Source organism: Pseudomonas koreensis (genome assembly GCF_025447595.1).
Taxonomy (GTDB): Bacteria; Pseudomonadota; Gammaproteobacteria; order Pseudomonadales; family Pseudomonadaceae; genus Aquipseudomonas; species Aquipseudomonas koreensis_H.
Genome location: NZ_JAOEJU010000023.1, coordinates 15726 through 38571, shown reverse-complemented (window position 1 = coordinate 38571; position 22846 = coordinate 15726). Strand labels below are relative to the sequence as shown.

Sequence of the window (22846 nt, the reverse complement as noted above, 5' to 3'; positions counted from 1 at the left end):
AATATTCAGCGAATGACTTTGCGCAGCTCAATGAAGCGGCGGGTGGCAAAAAGCCCTGCCGGACGCCAATGCCGCTGCGGTGCGAGCCATGGGATCAAGGTTTTCATCTGTTCAACCGGTGACTGCGTTTGCAGAGTCCTCTGCAAGGCTTGGGTTTCGCTATCACTGACTGCTTCAGCCAGTTCAACGACGGCCTTGACTGGCTCTCGCGCGCGTTGTTTAGCGCTCTGCCACCCGTCGGCGATCCAGTCATGCATCAGTTGCTTTTCGTAACTACTGAACACACCGAACATCACAGCAGGGCTACCGTCGATCAACTGCCAGAAACGGCTTTCGACTGGATCCTCACCCCGTTTGATCCAGCCTTTACGGATCAATGCATCAAGAAAGGCCGCCATCTGCCCTGGAGTGGCCAGCCATTGATTGACGGTGCGATTTTCGATCCGGCAGTAGTCGGAATGCATATGTCGGCCGAACACGGCTTTGCGTTCCAGCATTGTCATTACTTCGCGCTGCAGGTCGAAAGCCTGAATGACGGTTGCCGAGCCTGCCCCAAGATCGTTTAAGCGATAGCCCTGGGTTACACGCCTGTAGAACGCGGCCCGCTGTTCCCCCGGCGGCAAGAGGTCGTGCAGCGCCTGGACCGCGCGATGAGCATGCCCCGTGCTGGCATTATCGATGGTCACATGCAGGCGGAAGTAATGTGGGTCGATGCCCAGTTCATGCAGTTCGTAGGCGCTGATCAGCAGGTGTAACGGCAGTTGCTCATAGCCGAGGTTGTAGCCTATGACCTCCGGCAGCATTGAATCGGCGCAACGGCCCAGCGCCAATTGGATCGCGCCTTGCAGAAAGCATTCATTACCCAGGCCAGACAGATCGTCGCAGGCATGCACGGTCAGTAGCTGACGGTAGATCCGGACATGGTTCTGGCTCGGCACGCCATCACCCAACTCCTCGAGATAAATCTCCAGCAAGTGATCGAAGCGTATGTCCTGCACGTGTTGCAGCACCCCCGCCAACCAGGCGCCATCGACCAGTTTCGTTGGGCCGACATGCTGCAAAAAGTACAGGGCATGGGATTTGTTCTGGAAATACTGGCGCCCTGCCTCAATCCGACGTGACCCGAGATAGGACGCATATTGTTCAGCAACGGCGGCGCAACGGCTTTGCGACCATGCATACAATTGTTCCGGATCTTCCGGCAATTCATTGGCAATGGTGTTGGTACTTGCCAGGTGTCGCTGGAGAAACATTGAGGCAACGGCATCTGCCTCAGGCTCTTCCTTCAGCAGCAGTTCATAGACCTCGCGATTAGATCGGGTTAGCCCATCACGAGATGCGACTTGTGTTTCGCTCAGGCACTCTATCGATGTCATGAAGTTCTCCCCCGTAGGAACCGCAGATCGGACGTCATAGACAGGAGAGGAAATGCACGAAGGAAAATTCCTTTTATTTTCGCAGGCACAAGCATGGCGTGAAGAGCACTTCAGGTCAGCGCTCAAAGTGAACCTTTCGCAGACCTATGTCTCCCAATGGTCTGCGAATGCGAATACCAGGACGCTTCTCGTGCCAAGAATACTGACGAGTCAAACCAGTGATAGCGAGCTCACGGAACATAACGCCAAGATGTTCGGCTCGCCGAAAGAACGGCTGGATTTCTACCGCCGGGAGATCCAGTACGAGACCAGCATCCTGGCCAATCGAACCGACGCCTACCTCGCCGCTCAGTCGTTTCTGGTCATTGCCTTCGCCTCCAGCATGGGCAATCTCAATCCAGAGTGGGGCAAGCTGTTCACCCTCGTCGTGCCCCCCTTTCTCGCGCTACTGGGCGTATTGAGTTCACTCAATGCATGGCCCGGCATTCGCGCCGCTTACGACATCATCGACCACTGGTACTACAAGCAGAGCGAGTTGTTACGTAGCGAGCCCTTGATGGGTATGGCCTATGACGAATCGCCACTGTTCTGCGAGCGCGAATCAACGCACAAGGGCTATCGAAAAGCACTGTTGTTCTCGGTCCGTACGCCATGGATTTTTGCGTCATTCTGGGCCCTACTTGGGTCCTGGGGAGTATTTATCCAAGTTGCCTGACTGCAGCGATTGCCTCCTAGCGGGTGAGCTGAACGATACTTTGGAAAGGGCTTTGCTTTGAAACTTCACTCGGAAGAACCATTGCCAGGAATGCCTTCAAAGCATGGCTCAGGCCTTTTTCCAAGAAGTGAGACATTGGGCTCTTAACGGCTAGCACCGTATCGTCCACCTTCGGTCGCGATGAAAGTAAGCAAATGGAACGAATAGAACGGGCGGCTCCCAATATTCTTCTCGTCCGGCTTAGTTATCCTTGCTCCTCGACTTTAGCCTGGCCAGCCCCTGCTTGATGTGACCGGCGTTTTCACCAATCCCCCACAGTGCGCTGCGAACGTTGTCTCCAACGTCCGTAAAGCCTTGCTGTTCAACAAGAAGAGTCAGCTCCATCAGAGCAGCCTCCAGACCGAGTTGATTCTGGTACATCCTTTCCAGAAGGTCGGATAACGAGTATTCGTGGGACATGGCATCGACTCCAGCCGAAAAGACCAAGCATAGTTGGGGGCGCGCATTTGGTCGGCGGTAATCATTCGAACCCTAACAAACTCTCCGGGATTCATTGATGCTATCCACTTATGGTTGAAACGACCGCGGATTGGCTCAGATGAATGATTGCTCGAAATGTTCGACCAAGAGACTGTCTCGCTTTTTTGAGAATTCGAAGGACAGATGAAGCGGTCTACCAACACCCTTCCCGTAATAGCGGCCGAGCTGCATGGACTCGACGATTCAGACAGTTCAAGCAGCGACTTGGGTAGCATTGGTCTGCCCATGAGAAAGCCTGAGTTGTGAAGGTCAATCAGCAACCGACTGTTCATCGGATATCCACCGTTGGCGTTGATTCAAAGGGAACGGACGGCTACGCATAACGATCCGACCTGCCTCGTTTACTGAGGTACACCCCGTGACTTTTAGATATGCGGTCGTTCCGGCAGATCCGTTAAGGTCATGTCCGTCGTATCGTGCGACGGCCTCTTATCGCTCAATCGATCAGCTCAGTTTCAATATCTACGACAACGAAAATAAGTGTCGACTGGGAAACTGTTATGCATCACGCAGCGCGGCCGAAGCCGAGTGCAGGAGACTCAACGGCGAAATATCACAAAGGCTGGTTCCGGAATAGGTGTTGGGCCACGGCGCAAGCTCTCACGGTAAGGTGCGGATCGGTAATCGATAAAGCGAAACCCCACTCATCCGTTTCACTGGAAAATGAAATTCAAGCTACTAGGGTGTAAAGATTGATTAAAAGGAGTGCCGGCATGGAAGAAATGTTCATCGTGCAAAAGAGACCCGCCAACGGCGTTTTGAACGGTTTCTATTATCGTGTCGTCGATGTCCGTACGGGCCAGGCGATCAATCAGAACTTCCTACAAGCTGCACAGGCAGAGAGTCATTGCCAAGAGCTGAATGAGCAACTCAACTGCCCCGAGCAAATCGAAGCATAGGAATGCTGGCTGGGACTCCTCTATTCAGGCGTCCGACCTGGTCGCTTGGCGTCAGTCCCACGGTTCGTGATATTGCGGATGTTCGCCACACTCAGGAAACACCTGGCGACGAGTATCACCGCCGCAGGTGATCCGAATCGCAGCCACGGCACAAGACCGCGCAACTGCACAGAGGTTCTGGCTTGCTGGCTCCTCCACGCAAGCACCAACTCCCGCGTATCTGATTCGTTTGGCATCACAGGGCCTCCCCATCAGGGCACCAGGAAAAAGCCCCGGCGGAAGTAGAGACGCTGCGTAGAGTGAATATCACGCAGGTGTGTGATTCAAATCAGCCAATTATGAATTGTCAGACAATTCTTTGAATCTTTTCCCGCCACAAATATCACTAGCTCATCAGCCAACAGGAGCGGACCTGTGAGCCAAACGGATATTTATGTTATTGAGTACGACCTCTATGGTGTGCCGAAGTCTTTCGTCATTCGAACCAAGCTGATGAACAACGTCGAGGCTTGGCAATGGGCAAGCTGCGACGCCGGCATTGCCCCTATACCGAAGCCTGGGCGCCCTCCTCTCAAACGCTTTTCAAAACCCATGGCGGAACGATTCGGCATCACCGATGTGAAGTGGCGTTCATCCGCCGCCATCACATGGGGAGAAGTCTAGACGGCGCGACAGTGAAGCCGAAATCTCGACCCGATCACACGTTACAAAAATAATCTACACCGCAGAGCAGACCTCCTTTGTCCGACGTTGTCGTCTCTGTAAGGTGTTTCACCGACAGAAAGTCGAACTTCGCTTGGAGAGTCGCCCAGCCGATCGCCCCCAGACCGCAGTTCGAATGGAATCCGCCAATACCCTGAGAGTCCACCCTACAAAGGCGCTCTTCAAATCGACAAGGCGCAACTGACGCGAATACGAGGAACACATGAAATGCAGCTCAATCACTACATCCGACTGGTACGCAGCGACCGACCGCAGTAATGAGCTTTTTCAAGAAGCGGATCGGCTCAATGCAATCGCCTATGAACTGTTGACCCATGCAGCGGAATCACCTGAAGCGATGATCAAGTTTCAGAACGCGAGAAACGCCGCAGACGCCAAGGTTTTGGAGGGTAAAAAGGCCTGGGATGAGGCAAGGGCCAAGCTCAGCAAGCAGAAGTAAACAATTCCCGCGCGCGCGGGGCGAAGGGATGCTTTCGCCTCAGGCGCCTGCTTCAGGATCACTTGCCGGTCCATTGCGTGACTCTTTTTCCCGGTTCTGATCGTCGGCATCCGCTGTACCAGCGTCGCGACCAGATCCAGGGTGCTCGCTTGCCACCGAATTCGCCGCCTCGACGTCGGACATGTCCTCCTCCATTGGCGCTTCGTCATCGGGTGGCATTGGCACCTCGGGCTCATCGCGCGTTGTGGCCTGCCCGGTTTGATTGTCCGTCGTGTGCAGCACGGTCCGCCGCGTTTGTTTACCAAGAGCATTTTCGTCACTGTTCATGATGCCTCTCCGTGTTTCGCGGGTTTGCGTAAGCGTGAGAAACCACCCCGCAAGATGAGTGCCCAGCAGTTGACGAATGGCTGGTAAAAAAGCCCGGCTATCTGCCGGGCTTCTCTTATCTCCTGTCGTCAGATAGCGGCGTCTCTTCATCCGCTTCTGGCGTCACTCGCTCCGCGGGATCCTTCCAATTCTCTGGACGATCATCGGATGGATTCTTCAGAGGGTCGTACTTGTTGGGATCTTGAGGATCAAGTGCCGGCTCATCTGTTCCAGGTTCAGGCTTGGAAGGAACAGAAGCTTGCGTGTGGTCTTCGTAATTCGACTCGGTAAACATAACCACCTCACCAATGAAAACCCAGAAAGACTGGGTCGTATTCGTTGGAAGCTAGGGGCGTCACCGAATGCGTTCGAACAGATGAGCGGGCAATGAAAAATCGACCTGCGGGGCTCTCACTTGCAAGCCTGTCTGCGAAAGATAGGTGCGCCCATCGGCAGGTAGCTTTTGATCAGAAGCGGCCCTTCGGAAGGTCAGCGCGGACCACTCGTCGCGGAAACGGAAACAATTATCAACTTTAACTGCTGCGCCCTTCTCTCAACTCCATGAAGTGTCCTCTCTCCACCGTTAGGCCGGGGGAAGACGAGCCAATGCCAGCCATTCTCGGGAGTTATTCAGATGCCCTCATATCCCCGCCCTCCGTTTCCCCCTCAGCAGCAATCTGTCCCTGGCTCGCAACGGGCCATGGATCCCTACCCTGATAGCGGGGAAGAAAGTTACCGAGGCTCAGGCCGCTTATCCGGCAAAGTGGCGTTGATTACCGGTGCGGACAGTGGCATAGGCCGGGCCGTGGCCATCGCTTTTGCCCGTGAAGGGGCGGACGTGGCACTCGCCTATTTGGATGAGCATGAAGACGCCCAGGAAACTGCACGCTGGGTGGAGCAAGCCGGTCGTCAGTGCGTGTTATTGCCGGGTGATTTGGCAGAGAAGCAGCATTGCCGCGACATCGTCAGTAAAACAGTCGAACAATTTGGACGAATCAACGTGCTGGTAAATAACGCCGCTTACCAGATGACTCATCACGACCTTGCTGACATCTCGGACGATGAGTGGGTCCGGACTTTCGATATCAACATCACTGCGATGTTCCGGATCTGTCAGGCAGCCGTTCCGCACATGTCAGCAGGCAGCTCGATCATCAACACCAGCTCGATAAACTCCGATGCGCCCAAGCCGACTTTGCTGGCTTATGCCACGACCAAAGGAGCCATCGCCAATTTCACAGCGGGTCTCGCACAATTGCTTGGTGAGAAAGGCATCCGCGTCAATAGCGTCGCGCCGGGACCTATTTGGACCCCGCTGATTGTTTCGACCATGCCTCCGGATGAAGTGAGTCATTTTGGCGAACAAACACCGCTAGGCCGCCCGGGCCAACCGGTCGAAGTGGCGCCGATCTATGTGTTACTGGCGAGCGATGAGTCGAGCTACGTTTCCGGCTCGCGATTTGGGGTAACGGGAGGTAAACCGATTCTCTGAACGTCGACATCCTCGCGGGAACGGGTGTAGTGGCTGTTGGCCCGCACCCTCTAAGTAACCAACTCAAAGGAAATCGCTCCATGAAAAGCAGCCTTCAACAGATCCAGGCCCGTGCGTGTCGTAAATTTGCTCTGGAACAAAATGAGCGAATAGTGCGGCAGGCGCACGCGCTGAACGCCCAAGCCCATGATCTGATCAGTCAAGCCCACCCCAATATCGATACTTTTGAGCAATACCACCTCCTGCGCCAAAGGGCAGAGGAAAAATTCCAGGAAGCTACTGAGCATCTTCGATTGGTGAATGAGGACTTTGCGGATGATGCAACGACCGATCACCGCCCCCGACCTTTTCCTGTAGTAACGATGCTCCCAAAGCCTGAACTGCTCGCCGGTCGTTGAGGTGCCCGAACGCCATTCGTCACTCTCAGCATAGAATTACGATCACAATGCTATAACCAGAAGAGAGCGAAGAGTCTAAAACGGTGGCTTATGTCGGCTAGCGATGACCTGATTGAATGGAATACCCGCTGGCGAATTTCGGGTGGTGTCGTGTTTTGCAAGACATGCCAGGCTCGCCAACCGGAGATGAAGCGGATAGAACCCTTCATGCATGATCCCGGGTGCTCGCAGTCTGCTAAGCAGGGGCGGCCTTGGGACGATCTGGAAGTAATTTGTGACGCGCTCAAGCGCCTCTAGAGCTTGAACTCCGCGCATTCCTTGTTCAAGCAATCGTCGCTTCGCTGCCGTAGCGAGCTCGCACAAATGGGTCTAAGCTGATAATTGTCAGCGTTCGTCGCACCTGCGGCCTACCATTCTTGGGGCCATTACGATGAACGCAAATTGGGAAGCGATGCCGCCCATTTCTGGCACTATCTTAGTCGTCGAAGACGATCCAATCATCCGCTTACTGTTGTCCAATATTTTATCGGAGTTAGGTGCGCAATCTGCCAGTTTCGCCACCGCTGACGACGCCTTAACGTACCTTCAAGCGCCTCACGCCTTCTGCCCAATGGTGATCGTGGATTACGGTTTGCCGGGCAAAATTCAAGGCGCTGAATTTCTATCGATGGTTAGAAATCAGTGGCCATGTACGCGCGCGATACTCACCTCGGGTTACGCATTGGACCCTGAGTCTCTCCCTAGTCAAACGGTCTACCTGGAAAAGCCATGGTCGCCAGACCAATTGGTGGCATGCATTGCAGCTGTCCTTCAGCTCCAGCCCAATCACCCGCTCCCTTTGATCGTTCAACCAGACTAGAGGGTGCATGCCATGAGCGACGCTGCTTTTTCCACAATTCATGTGGTACTGACCATTCTGTGGGTCGTTGCAGTTATCTACGTCATCGGGTGGTATTGGTAGGGCGCTCTCAACGAATGAGATTAAGTGACGGCCTGCTTCATCAGAAATGTTGGAAGCGTCTGCTTTTGGCCGATAGCCGAACTTCCCGACTGACCGCTTTCGGCCATAAGCGGACGCTAGTGGCTGCTCAGTTTTCGGCCGAAAGCGATAAGACTTGCCAAGGCAACCAGCGGCAATTAATGCCCAGAAGACTAACTTTATCGTCTTCGCGACCACTGATTCCAAACGGTCATCATTGACCCGCATAGAAACAGAGTCCCTTTTTTTATACCCCGTCATGGTGATTTTTCAGAATGTTATTTCGAAATGAGCTAAGAGCATGTGGACACGAGGGCATCATATAGCCACTATCGGACTGTCTGCTTCGAATCGACAAATTTGAGAAGCGATTGCATAAAACATTTAAATGTAAGTCTCGTGGATCGGAAATTGAGATAAATATAATAAGGAGTAGCAATGAAAGCAGAGGACATTTTTGGAAATAAGGATGGACAGGCTGGCGAGCTTACACATAAGTTAAGGACTGTTACGGACCTTATACGTCACATCAAAACTAAAGAAGAAAGTAGCCCGGCGAATTACAGCATTTTTCTAGGTGCTGGAGCTTCTGTCACCTCCGGCATAAGGACTGCAGGTCAGCTCACCGATGAATGGGCTAATGAGTTATATGAGCGATTCAAAAGAGTCAAGTCGCTAGATGCACATCAGGCAAAGAATTATTTTGAAAAAGAGCATCCTAGCTGGTACAACTCGGACAATCCTTACTCTTCGTTGTTCGAGAAAAAATTTGATCTTCCAACACAAAGACGACGTTTTGTTGAGCAGGAAGTAGATAGCAAATTACCTTCTATCGGTTATTCATACCTGGTCTCGCTGGTCGATTATAACTATTTCAATACGATATTTACAACAAACTTTGACGACTTGATTAATGAAGCCTTTTATGTCTTCTCAAATAAAAGGCCAATTGTATGTGCTCATGACTCTTCAATTAGATCCGTATCAATTACCTCTAAAAGACCGAAGATAGTAAAATTGCATGGGGACTATTTGTTTGATGATATAAAAAGCACTCTCAGAGAAACGGAATCCCTGGAGCAAAATACCAAAGAAAAGTTTGTAGAATTTTGTAAAGAATACGGGCTTATTGTTGTCGGGTATTCTGGGTGTGATCGTTCCATTATGGATGTCTTAGAGTTCTTGGTTAAGCAAGAAAATTATCTAAAAAACGGTATCTACTGGTGTTTACGCCCAGGCGATGAAGTGTGCCATAACTTACGAAATCTCATTTGGAAAGACAAAGTTTATCCGGTATTGATAGATGGATTTGATGAACTGTTTGCGGAGATACATTCGCAAACTATCGGCAAGGAATTGAACCTGAATTCCAGCACAAAACAGTCAAAGTTGGAAATGACAATTCGCCAGATAGTTGATGACAGCTTTGGCTTATCTAGAAATGAAGTTATCGGGAAAGAGATTTTATCTATAAAAGAGGATGGCGACTCGAAAGACATATCAAGTTTCATTAAGCAACTATCACAAACAAACGAGTCGTCTCGTCTTGGCGTGAAGGATGTGCGCAATCTCTTGGAAATACAGTCATTGACCGAGAGCCTTGATCTAGCCAATGCGTTGGAAATGTGCAATGTTCATTATTTAAAGGCGAGCAACGCTGTAGAGAAAAAAATATACATTGAACAATTTATAACGATACATATAAAACTCGGCGACGATCAAAAAGTTACCTATTGGTGCGATAAGCTTATTGAGCTAGACCCCAACAACATCGGCTATCATTTGAAAAAAGCCGCATCAATCAAAAAGCTTGCTGAGCGAGATAGATTTTATAGTGAGCTGGTGCTGAAGTATCCTTACAGTGTATCCGTAAGAAACAATGCCGCCAACACGATAATTCGAATTATTATGCAGGGTGGGGGCGTTGATGAAAAGCTTGTTAAGCTCGCAAGAGAACACCTGGAAAAAAGTCTGACTATCGATCCCAGCCTGGATAACTCTGCCTGGGATAAAACTATGGATCTTTTCTCGTTGCTTTACCATCGTTCAAAGGATGTAGAGGAAAGGAAACGCATTAAGGAAGAAGTAGCAGATTTAATTAAGCTTGCTAGAACGCGGCATCCTGAACATCAACAAACTATCGAATTACTTGAGGCGCAACTTGATTTCGGCTGCAAAAAAGCTGAGCTGTCCGGTTTGTTAGATCTGTTTGTTGAGCTAATGAACAAGTCTTCATTGAACAAAAAAAGCAGTGTGGGAGTTGTTATTGCTAAGGCTTTTGAACATGTGTACGGAATTGATGAAAACAAGGATCTTAAAGAAAAAATACGGAAATTTTTTCAAGCCTACACACCTGACGCTCATCAGCACGTTAAAATTAGCCTTGCAAAGATAAGGTACTTATTTTCAATTGAAAATGATGAGGCACTTGCAAGAAAAGGCTTAGAGTCCTTGCTAACTCAGAGAGAGCTAGGTGCGTATATAGGTGATATCTTAGAACTACCTATAGAGTTTAACTCAGAAGAAATTAGCACGTTAAGAACAAAGCTTGAGACAGAAAGATACGAGCTGATAAATAGTTATTACTATGAAACACTGAGTGAAATTTATACGCTTGAAGGCGAATTTGAATTAGCGAGCCAAAGTTTGGAGCGTGCATTCGCAGACGGTGCGACTCTTGAGAATTATCTCACTAAACGGACATATTTACTGCTGAAGTCTGAGGACTATAGAGCCGTTATAGCTCTTGCCAGTCAATACACTGATCAACTGAAAGACTTTGACTCGGAAGCTTTTGTAATAAACTTGCAAGTCGCTGCAAAGAAATTGTCACACCCTACACTTAATCTTGTTGCGCTCAGAAACTTGGCTGGATTGAGCGAGTCGGACGAAGTTAAACTTTGTGCATTTTCCATTCTTGATCAATATGCGGATGCTAAAAGGCTCATGAAAAAACAGCTTGAAAAGGATCCGGGGCTTATTAAGAAATACAAAGACTGGCCTGCTATTTCAGCGGAGTGTTTTCCTGATATGACAGCTGACAATCGAGTTGCGTAGGCCCGCTGAATGACGGTCATTAACTGTTTTAAATAATAATGTAAAGAAGCCTTCTAATTCGATGTTGATTTAGGAGGCTTTTTGGCCGATGCCTGCCAGTTACCAGTGGCAGGCAGCTATAGACCCATAACAGCCGTTCTTGCGGGATATATAAACAACTGAATCTAGAAGTCTGACCGCATATCAGTCGCGTCGAGAGGCTCGGGATCCTGAAAGGTATCTATTGTAGGGGCGCTCCATTCATCCTCATGATCGTGCCAGTCACCCGTGTCTACCATCAACGAGTCTTCGACGAACTCAAGCGCCTCAGGATCTGGATTTGCCGCTTCACAGGTCAATTCGCAAGTGTATTCGAAGGATTCATCCAGTTCGGCTCCGTCGCCCCTTCTGAGATCAGAGTTGGAACCCCACTGGAGTGTCACGCCTAGGCTACCGCTTACTTTGATATGTACGGTCTCCGAGGTGATACAGGTCACCTCATGCGAATCCACATAGATTTGCTCGAGAGAATAGTGCGTGGCTAGCTCATCTACAGCGTCCAAGCTTTCCCCGACAATCTGCTGGACTGTTGCATCACTGATCGCACTTGATAACCGATCTCCAACGGCGGCTCTGCATTCCTGAATGCATGCCATAAGAACGGCGACGGCTTCGGTTGTTTCCAGTGCGAGGTGCTCGATATCGTCGTCTTCCAACTGGAAAACTTCAGGTGTGATGTGGACGTAACCGTTCAAACGGATTACGGCATCTCGAAGTTCATTGAACTCTTGAGCGAAGTCAAGCCGCAGCTTCGTCCGCACGTAGTGATTGGAAAGTCCGCCCTGCGTTGCATACACACACCGTTCGACTCGAGTTACCTGCGGGACAACACCTTCTGCCTTTTCCTGCCACCATATGCACTTTCTCACCTCAGCATCTGGAGCAAGTCGCTTCAGCGTGTGACCCACCAACTCGCGCATAGCGAATGCGAAGTTATGAAACCGCAGCTTGTTCCTGCGGTCTTCCAGGTTCAATGTCGCGGCTTCGTAGAGCTCACGCTCGAACTGAGCATCTCCAATTAGCTGCAAAATCCTCTCGTCCACGTTCTTCTCCACGTCTCCGACCATTTAGGATCATCTATCAGAACAGAGATAAAAGTCACCTGAAAGCTAAGTAGAAGCATGTTGACGTTCCATGCGGGTCACCCCGGTTGGTATCCCGCGGCAGCCTTGGGTCGCTTGCTGCCCTCAGCCGCAAACAGCAGCCGGCCAGACGAGGAGCTCGATCAATGGCTGCTTCTGGCCGACAGCGGTCGCTCCAGAACGTCCGCTTTTGGCCGTAAGCGGTCGGTCATGATTGTCAGCTTCTGGCCGTTCTCTGCAGGTCATGTCTCCACAAATCTTGCGGGTCAAATACGGTGCACATGACTGGTCAGGTCGAAAGCAAATCGGGGGCAACCTCGTGCAATTACTCAACTGTGAGCTGAATATGGCCGAGAGCAAAATTCTCATGCTCTGATGAATCCATTCAAAGCATCTGGTCACGTCCCATGCAAACAGCTGGTCAGATCCAATGCAAATGGGGGGTCATATACAGCGCAAACGGGTGGTCAAGCAGGGGGCAATTTCCCAGGTACGAGCCACCTGGGCCCGAACAGGGAGGTTGACCGCTCAAGGCTCGGTCGGGGGGCACGGTAATTTCACCGCCTAGGGACAAATTTGCTAAGAGAGGTTCAGTAGTGATTACTGCGAAGGTGTATCTGTACAATCTTTTGGCGGCGACTTGCTTTGAGAGGAAGACAACGCTGGGTCTGTTCTAATACGACCCTGAGTTCGTCAAGACGGAAATCGAGATCTCCCCCATCCATTTGCCACTGGCAGCAGATCAAACCTATGCCTTTCTTAGCCTGAACCGGGAAAACATTGCGGCAAATGCTGGATGAGAAGCGCGAACTGGAGATGGAAAATCGTGAGTTGGCTCTGAACCTCCAGAGCAAAGACCGGGTTATCGCGCCGCGCGACCGTTCGAAAGCACGCACGGTAAAATTGTTGCTCGCCATCATTGGAGGGTTATGTCTGGCCCTTCTGTGGCTGATGCGAACAAGCCTCTTAGTAATCAGCACCTCCCGGCGCCATTCCACCGGATTTTTTGAACCGGTTTTTGGTTTGCGCCGGACAACCAGCGAGTCAAACTGTAGCCCCTTACAGAGGCCCTCAGTTATGTGCCCATACTGGTTTACGTCCTTTCCTTTCATCTTGCCGGGTACCCTTCTGCTGGTTTTCTTCGCCGTAGACCGTACAGCGATAAACCTTGCGAAGTTTTTAACTGTCGCGTACGGCTCCCTTCTTAGCTCCTGGGTCAAATGCATTGGAATCGGGTTGATTAGCACTGTAGGACTAAAAACGCCGTTATCTGAAACGAGGAGTTTGAATGTAATGCCCTTGACGATTCCGTATAGCATGATCCTCATAGACTAAGCTTCACCTCTGACAAACACTCGATGAGGCTGCCGTGGAGTTGCAATGAGGCTGATGGCTCATTTGCTACATGAGCTGAACAAGTGAAAAAAGTTAATTTCGGTAAGTGACTGATTTATGGAAAATAAAACACATATAACAGTTAGCAAGGCTCCGGATCGAATGAGTACAGCCATTTGCCCTTGCGGCAGCGGCAATCTGCTGGATGCCTGCTGCGGTCACTATCACGCCGGCCATCCGGCCCCGTGTGCCGAAGCCCTGATGCGCTCGCGCTATAGCGCCTATGTGCTGGGCCTGATCGATTACCTGGTGGCGACCACTTTGCCCGCCCAGCAAGCGGGGCTGGACCGCCAGTCGATCAGCGACTGGAGCGCCCAAAGCACCTGGCTCGGCCTGGACGTGGAAAGCTCGGAAGTCCTCGGGGGCCAGCCGGAACACGCCTTCGTGACTTTCACCGCACGCTGGCATGACGGTCAGGGCGAACACAGCCACCGCGAGCGCTCGTCGTTCGTGCAGAACACCGGGCGCTGGTACTTCATCGACCCGACCGTACAACTGAAACTGGGCCGCAACGACGCCTGCCCGTGCGCCAGCGGCCAGAAGTTCAAGAAATGCTGCGCGGGGTATTTCGGCAGCTGAAGCTAGACTGGGCGGCAAAGGGAGTTAAACCATGCTCGGTCATTGGCGCACATTCCAGATCTTCTCACTGCTCGTGTTTCTGGGGCTCGGCGGCTGCGCGTCCTGGTTTACCGACGATTCCCTCGACCCCGCCGTGCACCTGGTGAAAGTCGAAGTGGTGCGCGCCAAGTTGCTGGAACAGAAATTCATCCTGCATTTTCGTATCGATAACCCCAATGACAGCGACCTGACCGTGCGCGGCCTGGAATACCGTGTGCATCTGGCCGACATGCTGCTGGCCGACGGCGAGCATGAACACTGGATCACTGTCAGCCCCAAAAGCAGCAAATTTTATAAGGTGCCGATCCGTACCAACCTGTGGCCGAAGGTGAAGGAGGTGGTGAAGATGCTGAAAAACCCGAACCAGCAGATTCCCTATCGACTGGAGGGCGAGATGGAAACCGGTTTATTCATCGCTCACTACGTGCACCTGGCGCGCAATGGCGTGATAATCCCCGCCGATTTGATTACGGAGTGACCCCGATGACCCAGCAACCTCATGTCCATGGCCCTGACTGCAACCACGATCATGACCATCACCACCATGATCACGACCATGGCCATGTCCACGGCCCGAACTGCGGCCATGCCCACCAGGAACCGGTGCGCAACGCCCTGAAAGACGTTGGCCGCAACGACCCTTGCCCATGCGGTAACGGCAAGAAATTCAAGAAATGCCACGGCGCTTGATGTTTCGGGCGAAGACTTTCTTCGCCTGATCGATCGTCATCGCGAGCAGGCTCGCTCCCACATTGGGATCCGGTTCCTTCAGATGGAATGCACTCCACTGTGGGAGCTGGCCTGCCAGCGATGGCGATAGCACATATAACAAATCCCTATCGGACGACCCCGAGAATCTCGGCACTGCTGACCACCGTCGCATACTCCCCGTGCAAGTTCCCCAGCGACATCGCATGCACCTCCTCTGCCGAGCGCAACGTGCCGAAATAATCGGCCTTGTCGAAGGTAAAGCACGCATCCTCCGCCACCCACGCGTCAAACCCCAGATTGCCCGCCGTGCGTGCCGTGGATTCCACCGAGTTGTTCGTCGCCACGCCGACGATGACCAATTGCCCGATCCCCGCCTCACGCAATTTCGCTTCAAGCCCCGTCGCACAAAACGCATCCGGTACCTGTTTCTGGATCAGCCATTCGCCGTCCTGCGGCAAAAACCTGTCCTGAAATTCCACACCTGACTGCTCGGGCCAGAACACTGATTCCGGCGAGCGCGAGAGGTGCTGCACGTGGATCACCGGCCGCCCACTGCGTCGCCAGAAGCCCAGCAAATCAAGAATCCGCTCTTCGGCCGACGGATTATTCCGCCGCCCCAGACGCGGCTCCAGAATGCCCTTTTGCTGGTCGATGATGATCAGTGCAGCGTTGGCCTTGAGCTCCATGGCGATTTTTCTCACGCGGGGTCATTGAATTTCCCGTACTTGAGCATCACCTCCTGTACCTAAGCAAGCTATCGAACGCACACGGGACAACCTGAAGCCGGCGTTTGCTGTCCGCACGTAAGCCATTTTCCTGATTTGGAGCTTTCCATGATCGACCTGTATTACTGGACCACGCCCAACGGCCACAAGATTTCCCTGTTCCTCGAAGAAGCGGGCTTGCGCTACAACGTGCACCCGATCAACATCAGCCAGGGCGAGCAGTTCCAGCCGCACTTTCTGAAAATCGCGCCAAACAATCGCATCCCGGCCATCGTCGATCATGAGCCGGCCGATGGCGGCGAGCCGTTGTCGCTGTTCGAGTCCGGGGCGATCCTGCTGTACCTCGCCGAAAAGACCGGCAAGTTCCTGCCCAAGGATCTGCGTGGCCGCCAGGTGGCGCTGCAATGGCTATTCTGGCAAATGGGCGGGCTGGGGCCGATGGCCGGGCAAAACCATCATTTCAGCCAGTTCGCCCCGGAAAAAATCCCCTACGCGATCAAGCGCTACATCGATGAAACCGCGCGCCTGTACGGGGTGCTGGACAAGCAACTGGCCAACAACGAGTTCGTCGCCGGCAGCGAATACAGCATCGCCGACATGGCGATCTACCCATGGATCGTCTCGCACAAGTGGCAGAGCCAGAACCTGGAAGACTTCCCGAACGTGCAGCGCTGGTTCAACCACATCAAAGACCGCCCGGCGACCGTGAAGGCCTATGCGCTGGTGCAGAAGATCAATCCGCCGAAGGCTTGAGTCACCCGGCCTGATCGTTCCCGTGCGCGGGAACGATCAACGGGAAGAAATAACCGCTCGCCCCGCTTGCGCGGCCCCCTCCTGCTCACTAACGTAGCGGCTTTATTGCGCCCCCAGCCTCTACACCCCCGCAGGAGCTTTGCCATGGCCTCGCCAGCCCTTTCACATTTTCTTCCCCGGTTCGGCGTTGCCGCAGCAGTGGCCGGTGTTCTGAGCCTGACCGGTTGTCAGACCTGGAACGCCCAGGACACCCTCCCGCCGACCTCCGGTGTGCAGCCGCTCAAGGGCCTGGCGCAGAACGTTTCGGTACGCCGCAATGCCATGGGCATGCCGCTGATTGAAAGCAACAGCTTCCACGACGCACTGTTCGCCCTCGGTTACGTGCATGCCAGCGACCGGATCAATCAGATGGTCACCCTGCGCCTGCTGGCCCAAGGTCGTCTGGCGGAAATGTCCGGTGCGTCGATGCTCGACGCCGACCGCTACATGCGCGCCGTCAACCTGAAGAAAAGCGCCGGCGAGCTGTACAAGGCTTCGTCGCCACGGCTCAAGCGTTTCTTCGAAGTCTATGCCCGGGGCGTCAACGCCTACCTGTTCCGCTACGCCGACAAACTGCCGGGGGATCTGGCTTCCAGCGGCTACAAGCCTGAATACTGGAAACCGGAAGATTCGGCGCTGATCTTCTGCCTGCTGAACTTCAGCCAGTCGGCGAACCTGCCGGAAGAAATTGCCTCGCTGGTGCTGGCGCAGACCGTTACCAACGACAAACTCGCGTGGCTGACCCCGTCCGCTCCCGACGAAAACCTGCCGCTGGCCGAAGCCGACAAGCTGCAAGGCATCAAGCTCAACGGGCAGATTCCGGGGCTGACGGAGCTGAGCAACGCCAGCGAACAACTGGCCGCCATCAACCTGCTGGGCAGTCAGTCGTCGAACAACTGGGCCATCGCCCCGCAACGCAGCCGCAGCGGCAAGAGCCTGCTGGCCAGCGACAGCCATGGCCCGCTGGCCGCGCCGTCGCTGTGGAGTTTCGTGCAGATCCGCGCTCCGAAATACCAGGCCGCCGGCGTGACCGTGGCCGGTCTGCCGATGGTGCTCGGCGGTTTCAACGGCAAGGTGGCGTGGAGCCTGACCAGCGTGCTCGGCGATAACCAGGACCTGTTCCTGGAAAAAATCCGTCGTCAGGGCAGCAGCCTGACCTACGAGGTCAACGGCAAATGGCAACCGGTCGCCGTGCGCAACGAAACCTACTTCGTCAAAGGCCAGCGGCCGATTCGCGAAGCGGTGTACGAAACCCGCCATGGCGCGCTGCTCAACAGCACCCAGGCTGCCGCTCAGGGCGCGGGTTTCGGCCTGGCCTTGCAGACGCCGAGCTTCACCGATGACAAATCCCTCGATGCGTTTTTCGACCTGAGCCGCGCCCAGAACGTTGAACGTGCCTCGGACGCCAGCCGGGAAATCCGCGCCATCGCGCTGAATCTGGTGTTTGCCGACGCCAGCAACATTGGCTGGCAAGTTACCGGACGATTCCCGAACCGTCGTGAAGGTGAAGGTCTGTTGCCGTCGCCGGGCTGGGAAGGTCGCTATGACTGGGACGGTTACGCCGACCCGATGCTGCACCCGTACGATCAGGACCCGGCCCAAGGCTGGCTCGGCACCGCCAACCAGCGGGTCATTCCTCACGGCTACGGCATGCAACTGTCCAATTCCTGGGCAGCCCCGGAGCGTGGCGAGCGCTTGGCAGAACTGGCTGGCAGCGGCAAGCATGACGGTCGCAGTGTGATCGCCATGCAGTACGACCAGACCACCACCTTCGCCGCCAAGCTGAAGAAAATGTTCGAAGCACCGGGCATGGCGCAGCCGCTGAAACAGGCGATCGACGCACTGCCGGAAGCCGAGCGTAGTAAGGCGCGCGAAGCCTATACACGTCTGATGACGTTCGACGGCAAGCTCAGCCCGACCTCCGCCGACGCGGTGATCTACGAGTTGTTCCTGCAGGAAAGCATGAAGCAGATCTTCCTCGACGAGCTAGGCCCGCAGGGCAGCCCGGCGTGGAAAGCGTTTATCGCCAGTGGCGATTTGTCCTACGCCGCCCAGGCCGATCATTTGCTGGGCCGCGAAGACAGTCCTTTCTGGGACGACGCCCGTACCCCGCAAAAAGAAGACAAACCGGCGATCCTCGCCCGCAGTCTGGCGGCAGCGATCAGCGCTGGCGACAGTCAGTTGGGTGGTGATCGCCGAGCCTGGCAATGGGGCAAACTGCACCGTTACGAGTGGAAGAATGCCAATGGTCAGACCGTTCGCGGGCCAATCGCGGCGGGCGGCGACCACACCACCCTCAACACGGCGGCGTTTGCCTGGGGCCAGGACTTCAACACCACGCGTGCGCCGTCGATGCGTTTCATCGTCGACTTCGGTCAGAGCGAACCGTTGATGGGGCAGAACGGGACGGGGCAATCCGGGAATCCGGTGAGTCCGAACTACCTGAACGGCATCGATCCGTGGCTCAAGGGCCAGTACATTGGTCTACCGATGCAGCCGCAGAACTTTGACCGGGTGTATGGCAAGACGCGGTTGACCCTGACTCCCGGAAAATAAGCGCGACTCCCCTGTGGGAACCAGCCTGCTGGCGATAGCGGTGGCACATCGAAGATGAGGTGTCAGACAAACCGCCATCGCCAGCAGGCGGGCTCCCACATTGATTTTGTGTAACCCCGAAAAATCAATAGAACTTCTGACTTCGCGCCAACCTCATAGCTAACAAGCCCCTCCATTCCGGTAACGCCATGGACCTTGTTATCGCTCGCCCCGAGGGCCTCTACTGCCCCGCCGGGGACTTCTACATTGACCCATGGCGGCCCGTCGAGCGCTCGGTGATCACCCATGCCCATGGCGATCATGCCCGTGGCGGCAACCAGCATTACCTGGCCGCCAGCGCCGGCGAAGGGATTCTGCGCGCGCGTCTGGGCGCGGACATCAACCTGCAAACCCTCGATTACGGCCAGCGCCTGACCCACCACGGCGTCACCCTGAGCTTTCATCCCGCCGGCCATGTGCTCGGCTCGGCCCAGGTGCGGCTGGAATACGGCGGCGAAGTCTGGGTCGCGTCCGGCGACTACAAGATCGAACCCGACGGCACCTGCGCGCCGTTCGAACCGGTGCGCTGCCACACCTTCATCACCGAATCGACCTTCGGCCTGCCGATCTACCGCTGGCAGCCGCAAGCCCAGGTGTTCGCCGAGATCAATCAGTGGTGGCAGGGCAACATCGAGGCCGGCAAGGCCAGCGTGCTGTTCTGCTATTCGTTCGGCAAGGCCCAACGGATTCTCCACGGCATCGACGAAACCCTCGGGCCGATCCTCAGTCACGGTGCGGTCGAGCCGCTGAACCGGGTGTACCGCGAGGCCGGCGTGTATCTGCCGCCAACGATCTACGCCGGCGAGGTGAAAAAGAATGACCCGATGATGCGTCAGGCGCTGGTCATCGCCCCGCCGTCGGCCGGCGGAAGCAGCTGGATGCGCCGGTTCGGCGATTACAGCGACAGCTTCGCCAGCGGCTGGATGCGCCTGCGCGGCACCCGTCGGCGGCGCGGGGTCGATCGCGGTTTCGTGCTGTCGGATCACGCCGACTGGCCCGGCCTGTTGTGGGCCATCGAACAGACCGGCGCCGAGCGAGTGATGGTCACCCACGGCTCGATTGGGGTGCTGGTGCGCCACCTGCGCGAGCAGGGGCTGGACGCACAAGGTTTCAACACTGAATACGGTGACGACGAAGAAGAGCTTTCCACCGCCACGCCCGCCGTTGCCGAGGTGCAACCATGAAAGACTTCGCCGGGTTGTACGCCGAACTAGACGCCACCACCTCCAGCAACGCCAAACTGGCGGCCATGCAAACCTACTTCGCCCAGGCGCAACCGCAGGATGCCGCGTGGGCGGTGTACTTTTTGTCCGGCGGGCGACCTCGGCAACTGGTGCCGGTGCGGATCCTGCGGGAACTCGCGGTCGAGGTGTCCGGGCTTTCGCCGTGGCTGTTCGAGGAGAGCTATCAAGCGGTCGGCGATCTGGCGGAAACCATCTCGCTGGTGCTGCCGGAACACCCGCACACCTCCGAGGCCGGGCTCGCCGAATGGATCGAAGACAAACTGCTGCCCCTGCGCGGTGAAACCCCGGAATACCTCGCTCACCAACTGCCGGCGCTGTGGGCGCAACTGGATCGGCCGAGCCTGATGCTGTGCATCAAACTGATCACCGGCAGCTTCCGGGTCGGTGTTTCCAAACTGCTGGTAACCCGTGCCCTGGCTTCCATGGCCGGGCTGGACAGCAAGCGCGTGGCGCAACGATTGGTGGGTTATACCGACCTGTCCAATCGGCCGAACGCCGCCAGTTACCTGAAACTGATCGCTCCCGAATCCAGCGATGAACACGCCCAGCGCGGTGGCCAGCCCTACCCATTCTTCCTCGCCCACGCGCTGGCGCAACCGGTGGAAACCTTCGACGCGCTGCTCGGGCCGGCCAGCCACTGGCAGGTGGAATGGAAGTGGGATGGCATTCGCGCGCAGGTGGTCAAGCGCGACGGGAAATTGTGGATCTGGTCCCGGGGCGAAGAACTGGTCACCGAACGCTTTCCCGAACTCGATACGCTGGTGCACGGTTTGCCCGACGGGACGGTGATCGACGGCGAAATCGTGGTCTGGAAGAACCAGCGCCCGGTCACCGAAGATGCGTTCGATCCGCAATCGACGGAAGCCCCAGCAGTGCAACCGTTCGCGCTGTTGCAACAGCGGATCGGCCGCAAGTCGCTGGACCGGAAAATCCTTGAAGACGCGCCGGTGGTGGTACTCGCCTACGACCTGCTCGAATGGCAGGGCGAAGACTGGCGCAACCAGCCACAGGCCAGGCGTCGTGAGCAAATGGAGCAGGTCATCGCCAAATGCAACAACCCGGTGCTGCTGCCTTCACCGATCCTGACGGGTGACGACTGGTTCGACCTCGCCCGCCAGCGCGAGGCCTCCAGGCGCCTGGGGGTCGAAGGCATGATGCTCAAGGCCCGGGACGCGATGTACGGCGTCGGCCGCACCAAGGACATGGGCGTGTGGTGGAAATGGAAGGTCGATCCGTTCAGCGTCGACGCGGTACTCATCTACGCCCAGCGCGGCCACGGTCGCCGCGCCAGTCTCTACAGCGATTACACCTTTGCGGTGTGGGACGGCCCGCCCGGCTCCAGTGCGCGAGCGCTGGTACCGTTCGCCAAGGCCTATTCCGGGCTGACCGACGCGGAAATGCGCGAAGTCGACAGCATCGTGCGCAAAACCACCGTGGAAAAATTCGGCCCGGTCAGCAGCGTGAAACCGAGCCTGGTGTTCGAGCTGGGCTTCGAAGGCATCGCCCTCTCCCGCAGACACAAGAGCGGCATCGCCGTGCGCTTCCCGCGCATGTTGCGCTGGCGCCAGGACAAGACCGTAGACGAGGCCGACAGCCTTGCGACCTTGCAAAACCTGCTGGTCTGACCCCTTCCCCCACTCCTCCCCCGATCGTTCCCACGCTCCGCGTGGGAATGATCCCCCGAACCATCCTGGTGCAGCTTTTCCGGCGCGCCCATTTTCGTGCACCGACCGGCCCCGGCATGCACTTCCTACACCTTTTAAAACACTTGTTCGGGACTCTGGTTCGGAAATTGCTACTTTCTATAAGTCGTAAGCGCTCCAGTAACAATCATTCCGCGCCACAAGCGCTCATATTGGTTCTTAGGGATTGAATAATGAAAAAAGCATTGCTGACCCTTTCTGCACTGGCGTTGTGCATGGCCGCCGGCTCCGCGCTGGCCAAGGAATACAAAGAACTGCGGTTTGGCGTTGACCCTTCCTACGCACCGTTCGAGTCGAAAGCGGCAGACGGCAGCCTGGTTGGCTTCGACATCGATCTGGGCAACGCGATCTGCGCCGAGCTGAAGGTCAAGTGCAAATGGGTCGAAAGTGACTTCGACGGCATGATTCCGGGCCTCAAGGCCAATAAATTCGACGGTGTGATCTCGTCGATGACCGTTACCGAAGCCCGCGAAAAAGTCATCGACTTCTCCAGCGAGCTGTTCTCCGGCCCGACGGCCTACGTGTCGAAAAAAGGTTCGGGCATCACCGACGACGTCGCCTCGCTGAAAGGCAAAACCGTCGGCTACGAGCAAGGCACCATCCAGGAAGCCTATGCCAAAGCCGTGCTGGACAAGGCTGGCGTGAAAACCCAGGCCTATCAGAATCAGGACCAGGTGTATTCCGACCTGACTTCCGGCCGTCTCGATGCGGGCATTCAGGACATGTTGCAGGCCGAACTGGGCTTTCTGAAGTCGCCACAGGGTGCCGACTACGCCGTCAGCGAACCGGTCGACAACCACTTGCTGCCAGCCAAGACCGCTGTCGGTATTAAGAAAGGTAACACCGAGCTGAAAGCGCTTTTGGATAAAGGTATCAAAGCGTTACACGATGATGGCAAATACGCCGAGATTCAAAAGAAACACTTTGGCGATCTGAATCTGTACAGCGGCAAATAATG

21 protein-coding genes are annotated in these 22846 nt (G+C 55.1%); 16 read left to right on the top strand and 5 right to left on the bottom strand.

The window, feature by feature from the left end; all coding sequences use genetic code 11:
* Positions 1-5: 5 nt before the first annotated feature.
* Positions 6-1376 carry an iron-containing redox enzyme family protein gene (locus N8H71_RS23240; RefSeq protein WP_262195814.1) on the bottom strand — a complete coding sequence of 457 codons (1371 nt, stop codon included), beginning with the start codon at positions 1374-1376 and terminating at the stop codon, positions 6-8.
* A 190-nt stretch (positions 1377-1566) separates the two neighbouring features.
* Between N8H71_RS23240 and N8H71_RS23235 the strand changes: the two genes are divergently transcribed.
* Positions 1567-2091 (top strand): hypothetical protein, encoded by a 525-nt coding sequence (locus N8H71_RS23235; protein ID WP_262195863.1) that lies wholly within the window; start codon positions 1567-1569, stop codon positions 2089-2091.
* A 240-nt stretch (positions 2092-2331) separates the two neighbouring features.
* Here the strand turns inward: N8H71_RS23235 and N8H71_RS23230 are convergent, their stop codons facing one another.
* The gene (locus N8H71_RS23230) at positions 2332-2550 is read right to left on the bottom strand and encodes a hypothetical protein (protein WP_085709514.1); all 219 of its coding nucleotides are present in this window, start codon (positions 2548-2550) and stop codon (positions 2332-2334) included.
* Between the two features lie 794 nt (positions 2551-3344).
* Between N8H71_RS23230 and N8H71_RS23225 the strand changes: the two genes are divergently transcribed.
* The 3 genes from N8H71_RS23225 (at position 3345) to N8H71_RS23215 (ending at position 4692) form a co-directional block, all read left to right on the top strand.
* Positions 3345-3530, top strand: coding sequence for a hypothetical protein (locus N8H71_RS23225; RefSeq protein WP_085709513.1), 186 nt, complete (start codon positions 3345-3347; stop codon positions 3528-3530).
* 414 nt (positions 3531-3944) lie between these two features.
* Entirely contained in the window at positions 3945-4193 is a 249-nt protein-coding gene (locus tag N8H71_RS23220; protein ID WP_262195813.1) for a DUF6555 family protein, read from the top strand.
* A gap of 262 nt (positions 4194-4455) precedes the next feature.
* Entirely contained in the window at positions 4456-4692 is a 237-nt protein-coding gene (locus N8H71_RS23215) for a hypothetical protein (RefSeq protein WP_085709511.1), read from the top strand.
* 39 nt (positions 4693-4731) lie between these two features.
* Here the strand turns inward: N8H71_RS23215 and N8H71_RS23210 are convergent, their stop codons facing one another.
* Positions 4732-5019, bottom strand: coding sequence for a hypothetical protein (locus N8H71_RS23210; RefSeq protein ID WP_262195812.1), 288 nt, complete (start codon positions 5017-5019; stop codon positions 4732-4734).
* Between the two features lie 673 nt (positions 5020-5692).
* On the opposite strand from N8H71_RS23210, the gene N8H71_RS23205 reads away from it, so the two are divergent.
* The 4 genes from N8H71_RS23205 (at position 5693) to N8H71_RS23190 (ending at position 10984) form a co-directional block, all read left to right on the top strand.
* Positions 5693-6550 carry an SDR family oxidoreductase gene (locus N8H71_RS23205; protein ID WP_262195811.1) on the top strand — a complete coding sequence of 286 codons (858 nt, stop codon included), beginning with the start codon at positions 5693-5695 and terminating at the stop codon, positions 6548-6550.
* A gap of 80 nt (positions 6551-6630) precedes the next feature.
* Positions 6631-6948, top strand: coding sequence for a hypothetical protein (locus tag N8H71_RS23200; RefSeq protein ID WP_262195810.1), 318 nt, complete (start codon positions 6631-6633; stop codon positions 6946-6948).
* A gap of 430 nt (positions 6949-7378) precedes the next feature.
* Positions 7379-7807 (top strand): response regulator, encoded by a 429-nt coding sequence (locus N8H71_RS23195; protein WP_279309689.1) that lies wholly within the window; start codon positions 7379-7381, stop codon positions 7805-7807.
* A 558-nt stretch (positions 7808-8365) separates the two neighbouring features.
* The gene (locus N8H71_RS23190; RefSeq protein WP_262195809.1) at positions 8366-10984 is read left to right on the top strand and encodes an SIR2 family protein; all 2619 of its coding nucleotides are present in this window, start codon (positions 8366-8368) and stop codon (positions 10982-10984) included.
* A gap of 164 nt (positions 10985-11148) precedes the next feature.
* Here N8H71_RS23190 and N8H71_RS23185 read toward each other — a convergent pair whose 3' ends face one another.
* Positions 11149-12066 (bottom strand): hypothetical protein, encoded by a 918-nt coding sequence (locus N8H71_RS23185; RefSeq protein WP_262195808.1) that lies wholly within the window; start codon positions 12064-12066, stop codon positions 11149-11151.
* A gap of 1536 nt (positions 12067-13602) precedes the next feature.
* Here N8H71_RS23185 and N8H71_RS23180 point away from each other — a divergent pair.
* From N8H71_RS23180 to N8H71_RS23170, 3 genes are read left to right on the top strand one after another with little or no spacing between them, the layout of a single operon-like run.
* On the top strand, positions 13603-14079 hold the full coding sequence (locus N8H71_RS23180) for a YchJ family protein (protein ID WP_007955017.1): 477 nt from the start codon (positions 13603-13605) through the stop codon (positions 14077-14079).
* A 31-nt stretch (positions 14080-14110) separates the two neighbouring features.
* Positions 14111-14596 carry an LEA type 2 family protein gene (locus N8H71_RS23175; protein ID WP_262195807.1) on the top strand — a complete coding sequence of 162 codons (486 nt, stop codon included), beginning with the start codon at positions 14111-14113 and terminating at the stop codon, positions 14594-14596.
* A gap of 5 nt (positions 14597-14601) precedes the next feature.
* Positions 14602-14808, top strand: a complete 207-nt coding sequence (locus N8H71_RS23170; protein WP_007955014.1) for an SEC-C metal-binding domain-containing protein — start codon at positions 14602-14604, stop codon at positions 14806-14808.
* A gap of 146 nt (positions 14809-14954) precedes the next feature.
* Here N8H71_RS23170 and N8H71_RS23165 read toward each other — a convergent pair whose 3' ends face one another.
* Positions 14955-15515 carry a cysteine hydrolase family protein gene (locus N8H71_RS23165; protein ID WP_262195861.1) on the bottom strand — a complete coding sequence of 187 codons (561 nt, stop codon included), beginning with the start codon at positions 15513-15515 and terminating at the stop codon, positions 14955-14957.
* A gap of 147 nt (positions 15516-15662) precedes the next feature.
* On the opposite strand from N8H71_RS23165, the gene N8H71_RS23160 reads away from it, so the two are divergent.
* The 5 genes from N8H71_RS23160 to N8H71_RS23140 all read left to right on the top strand — a co-directional run bounded on the left by N8H71_RS23160 (position 15663) and on the right by N8H71_RS23140 (position 22844).
* Positions 15663-16307 carry a glutathione binding-like protein gene (locus N8H71_RS23160; RefSeq protein WP_262195806.1) on the top strand — a complete coding sequence of 215 codons (645 nt, stop codon included), beginning with the start codon at positions 15663-15665 and terminating at the stop codon, positions 16305-16307.
* A 144-nt stretch (positions 16308-16451) separates the two neighbouring features.
* On the top strand, positions 16452-18902 hold the full coding sequence (locus N8H71_RS23155) for a penicillin acylase family protein (protein WP_262195805.1): 2451 nt from the start codon (positions 16452-16454) through the stop codon (positions 18900-18902).
* A gap of 188 nt (positions 18903-19090) precedes the next feature.
* Positions 19091-20125: a ligase-associated DNA damage response exonuclease gene (locus N8H71_RS23150; RefSeq protein WP_262195804.1), complete on the top strand. Its 1035-nt coding sequence runs from the start codon at positions 19091-19093 to the stop codon at positions 20123-20125.
* Entirely contained in the window at positions 20122-21810 is a 1689-nt protein-coding gene (locus N8H71_RS23145; protein WP_262195803.1) for an ATP-dependent DNA ligase, read from the top strand. Before N8H71_RS23150 ends, N8H71_RS23145 begins: the two co-directional genes overlap by 4 nt.
* Positions 21811-22061: 251 nt before the next feature.
* Positions 22062-22844, top strand: a complete 783-nt coding sequence (locus N8H71_RS23140; protein ID WP_007955002.1) for a transporter substrate-binding domain-containing protein — start codon at positions 22062-22064, stop codon at positions 22842-22844.
* The last annotated feature ends 2 nt before the right edge of the window (positions 22845-22846 follow it).

Coding starts and splice junctions, on each gene's coding strand:
- N8H71_RS23225 (WP_085709513.1), top strand. CDS start 3,345: ATGGAAGAAATGTTCATCGTGCAAAAGAGACCCGCCAACGGCGTTTTG.
- N8H71_RS23200 (WP_262195810.1), top strand. CDS start 6,631: ATGAAAAGCAGCCTTCAACAGATCCAGGCCCGTGCGTGTCGTAAATTT.
- N8H71_RS23230 (WP_085709514.1), bottom strand. CDS start 2,550: ATGTCCCACGAATACTCGTTATCCGACCTTCTGGAAAGGATGTACCAG.
- N8H71_RS23205 (WP_262195811.1), top strand. CDS start 5,693: ATGCCCTCATATCCCCGCCCTCCGTTTCCCCCTCAGCAGCAATCTGTC.
- N8H71_RS23175 (WP_262195807.1), top strand. CDS start 14,111: ATGCTCGGTCATTGGCGCACATTCCAGATCTTCTCACTGCTCGTGTTT.
- N8H71_RS23240 (WP_262195814.1), bottom strand. CDS start 1,376: ATGACATCGATAGAGTGCCTGAGCGAAACACAAGTCGCATCTCGTGAT.
- N8H71_RS23190 (WP_262195809.1), top strand. CDS start 8,366: ATGAAAGCAGAGGACATTTTTGGAAATAAGGATGGACAGGCTGGCGAG.
- N8H71_RS23160 (WP_262195806.1), top strand. CDS start 15,663: ATGATCGACCTGTATTACTGGACCACGCCCAACGGCCACAAGATTTCC.
- N8H71_RS23165 (WP_262195861.1), bottom strand. CDS start 15,515: ATGGAGCTCAAGGCCAACGCTGCACTGATCATCATCGACCAGCAAAAG.
- N8H71_RS23215 (WP_085709511.1), top strand. CDS start 4,456: ATGAAATGCAGCTCAATCACTACATCCGACTGGTACGCAGCGACCGAC.
- N8H71_RS23145 (WP_262195803.1), top strand. CDS start 20,122: ATGAAAGACTTCGCCGGGTTGTACGCCGAACTAGACGCCACCACCTCC.
- N8H71_RS23150 (WP_262195804.1), top strand. CDS start 19,091: ATGGACCTTGTTATCGCTCGCCCCGAGGGCCTCTACTGCCCCGCCGGG.
- N8H71_RS23180 (WP_007955017.1), top strand. CDS start 13,603: ATGAGTACAGCCATTTGCCCTTGCGGCAGCGGCAATCTGCTGGATGCC.
- N8H71_RS23155 (WP_262195805.1), top strand. CDS start 16,452: ATGGCCTCGCCAGCCCTTTCACATTTTCTTCCCCGGTTCGGCGTTGCC.
- N8H71_RS23210 (WP_262195812.1), bottom strand. CDS start 5,019: ATGAACAGTGACGAAAATGCTCTTGGTAAACAAACGCGGCGGACCGTG.
- N8H71_RS23170 (WP_007955014.1), top strand. CDS start 14,602: ATGACCCAGCAACCTCATGTCCATGGCCCTGACTGCAACCACGATCAT.
- N8H71_RS23140 (WP_007955002.1), top strand. CDS start 22,062: ATGAAAAAAGCATTGCTGACCCTTTCTGCACTGGCGTTGTGCATGGCC.
- N8H71_RS23195 (WP_279309689.1), top strand. CDS start 7,379: ATGAACGCAAATTGGGAAGCGATGCCGCCCATTTCTGGCACTATCTTA.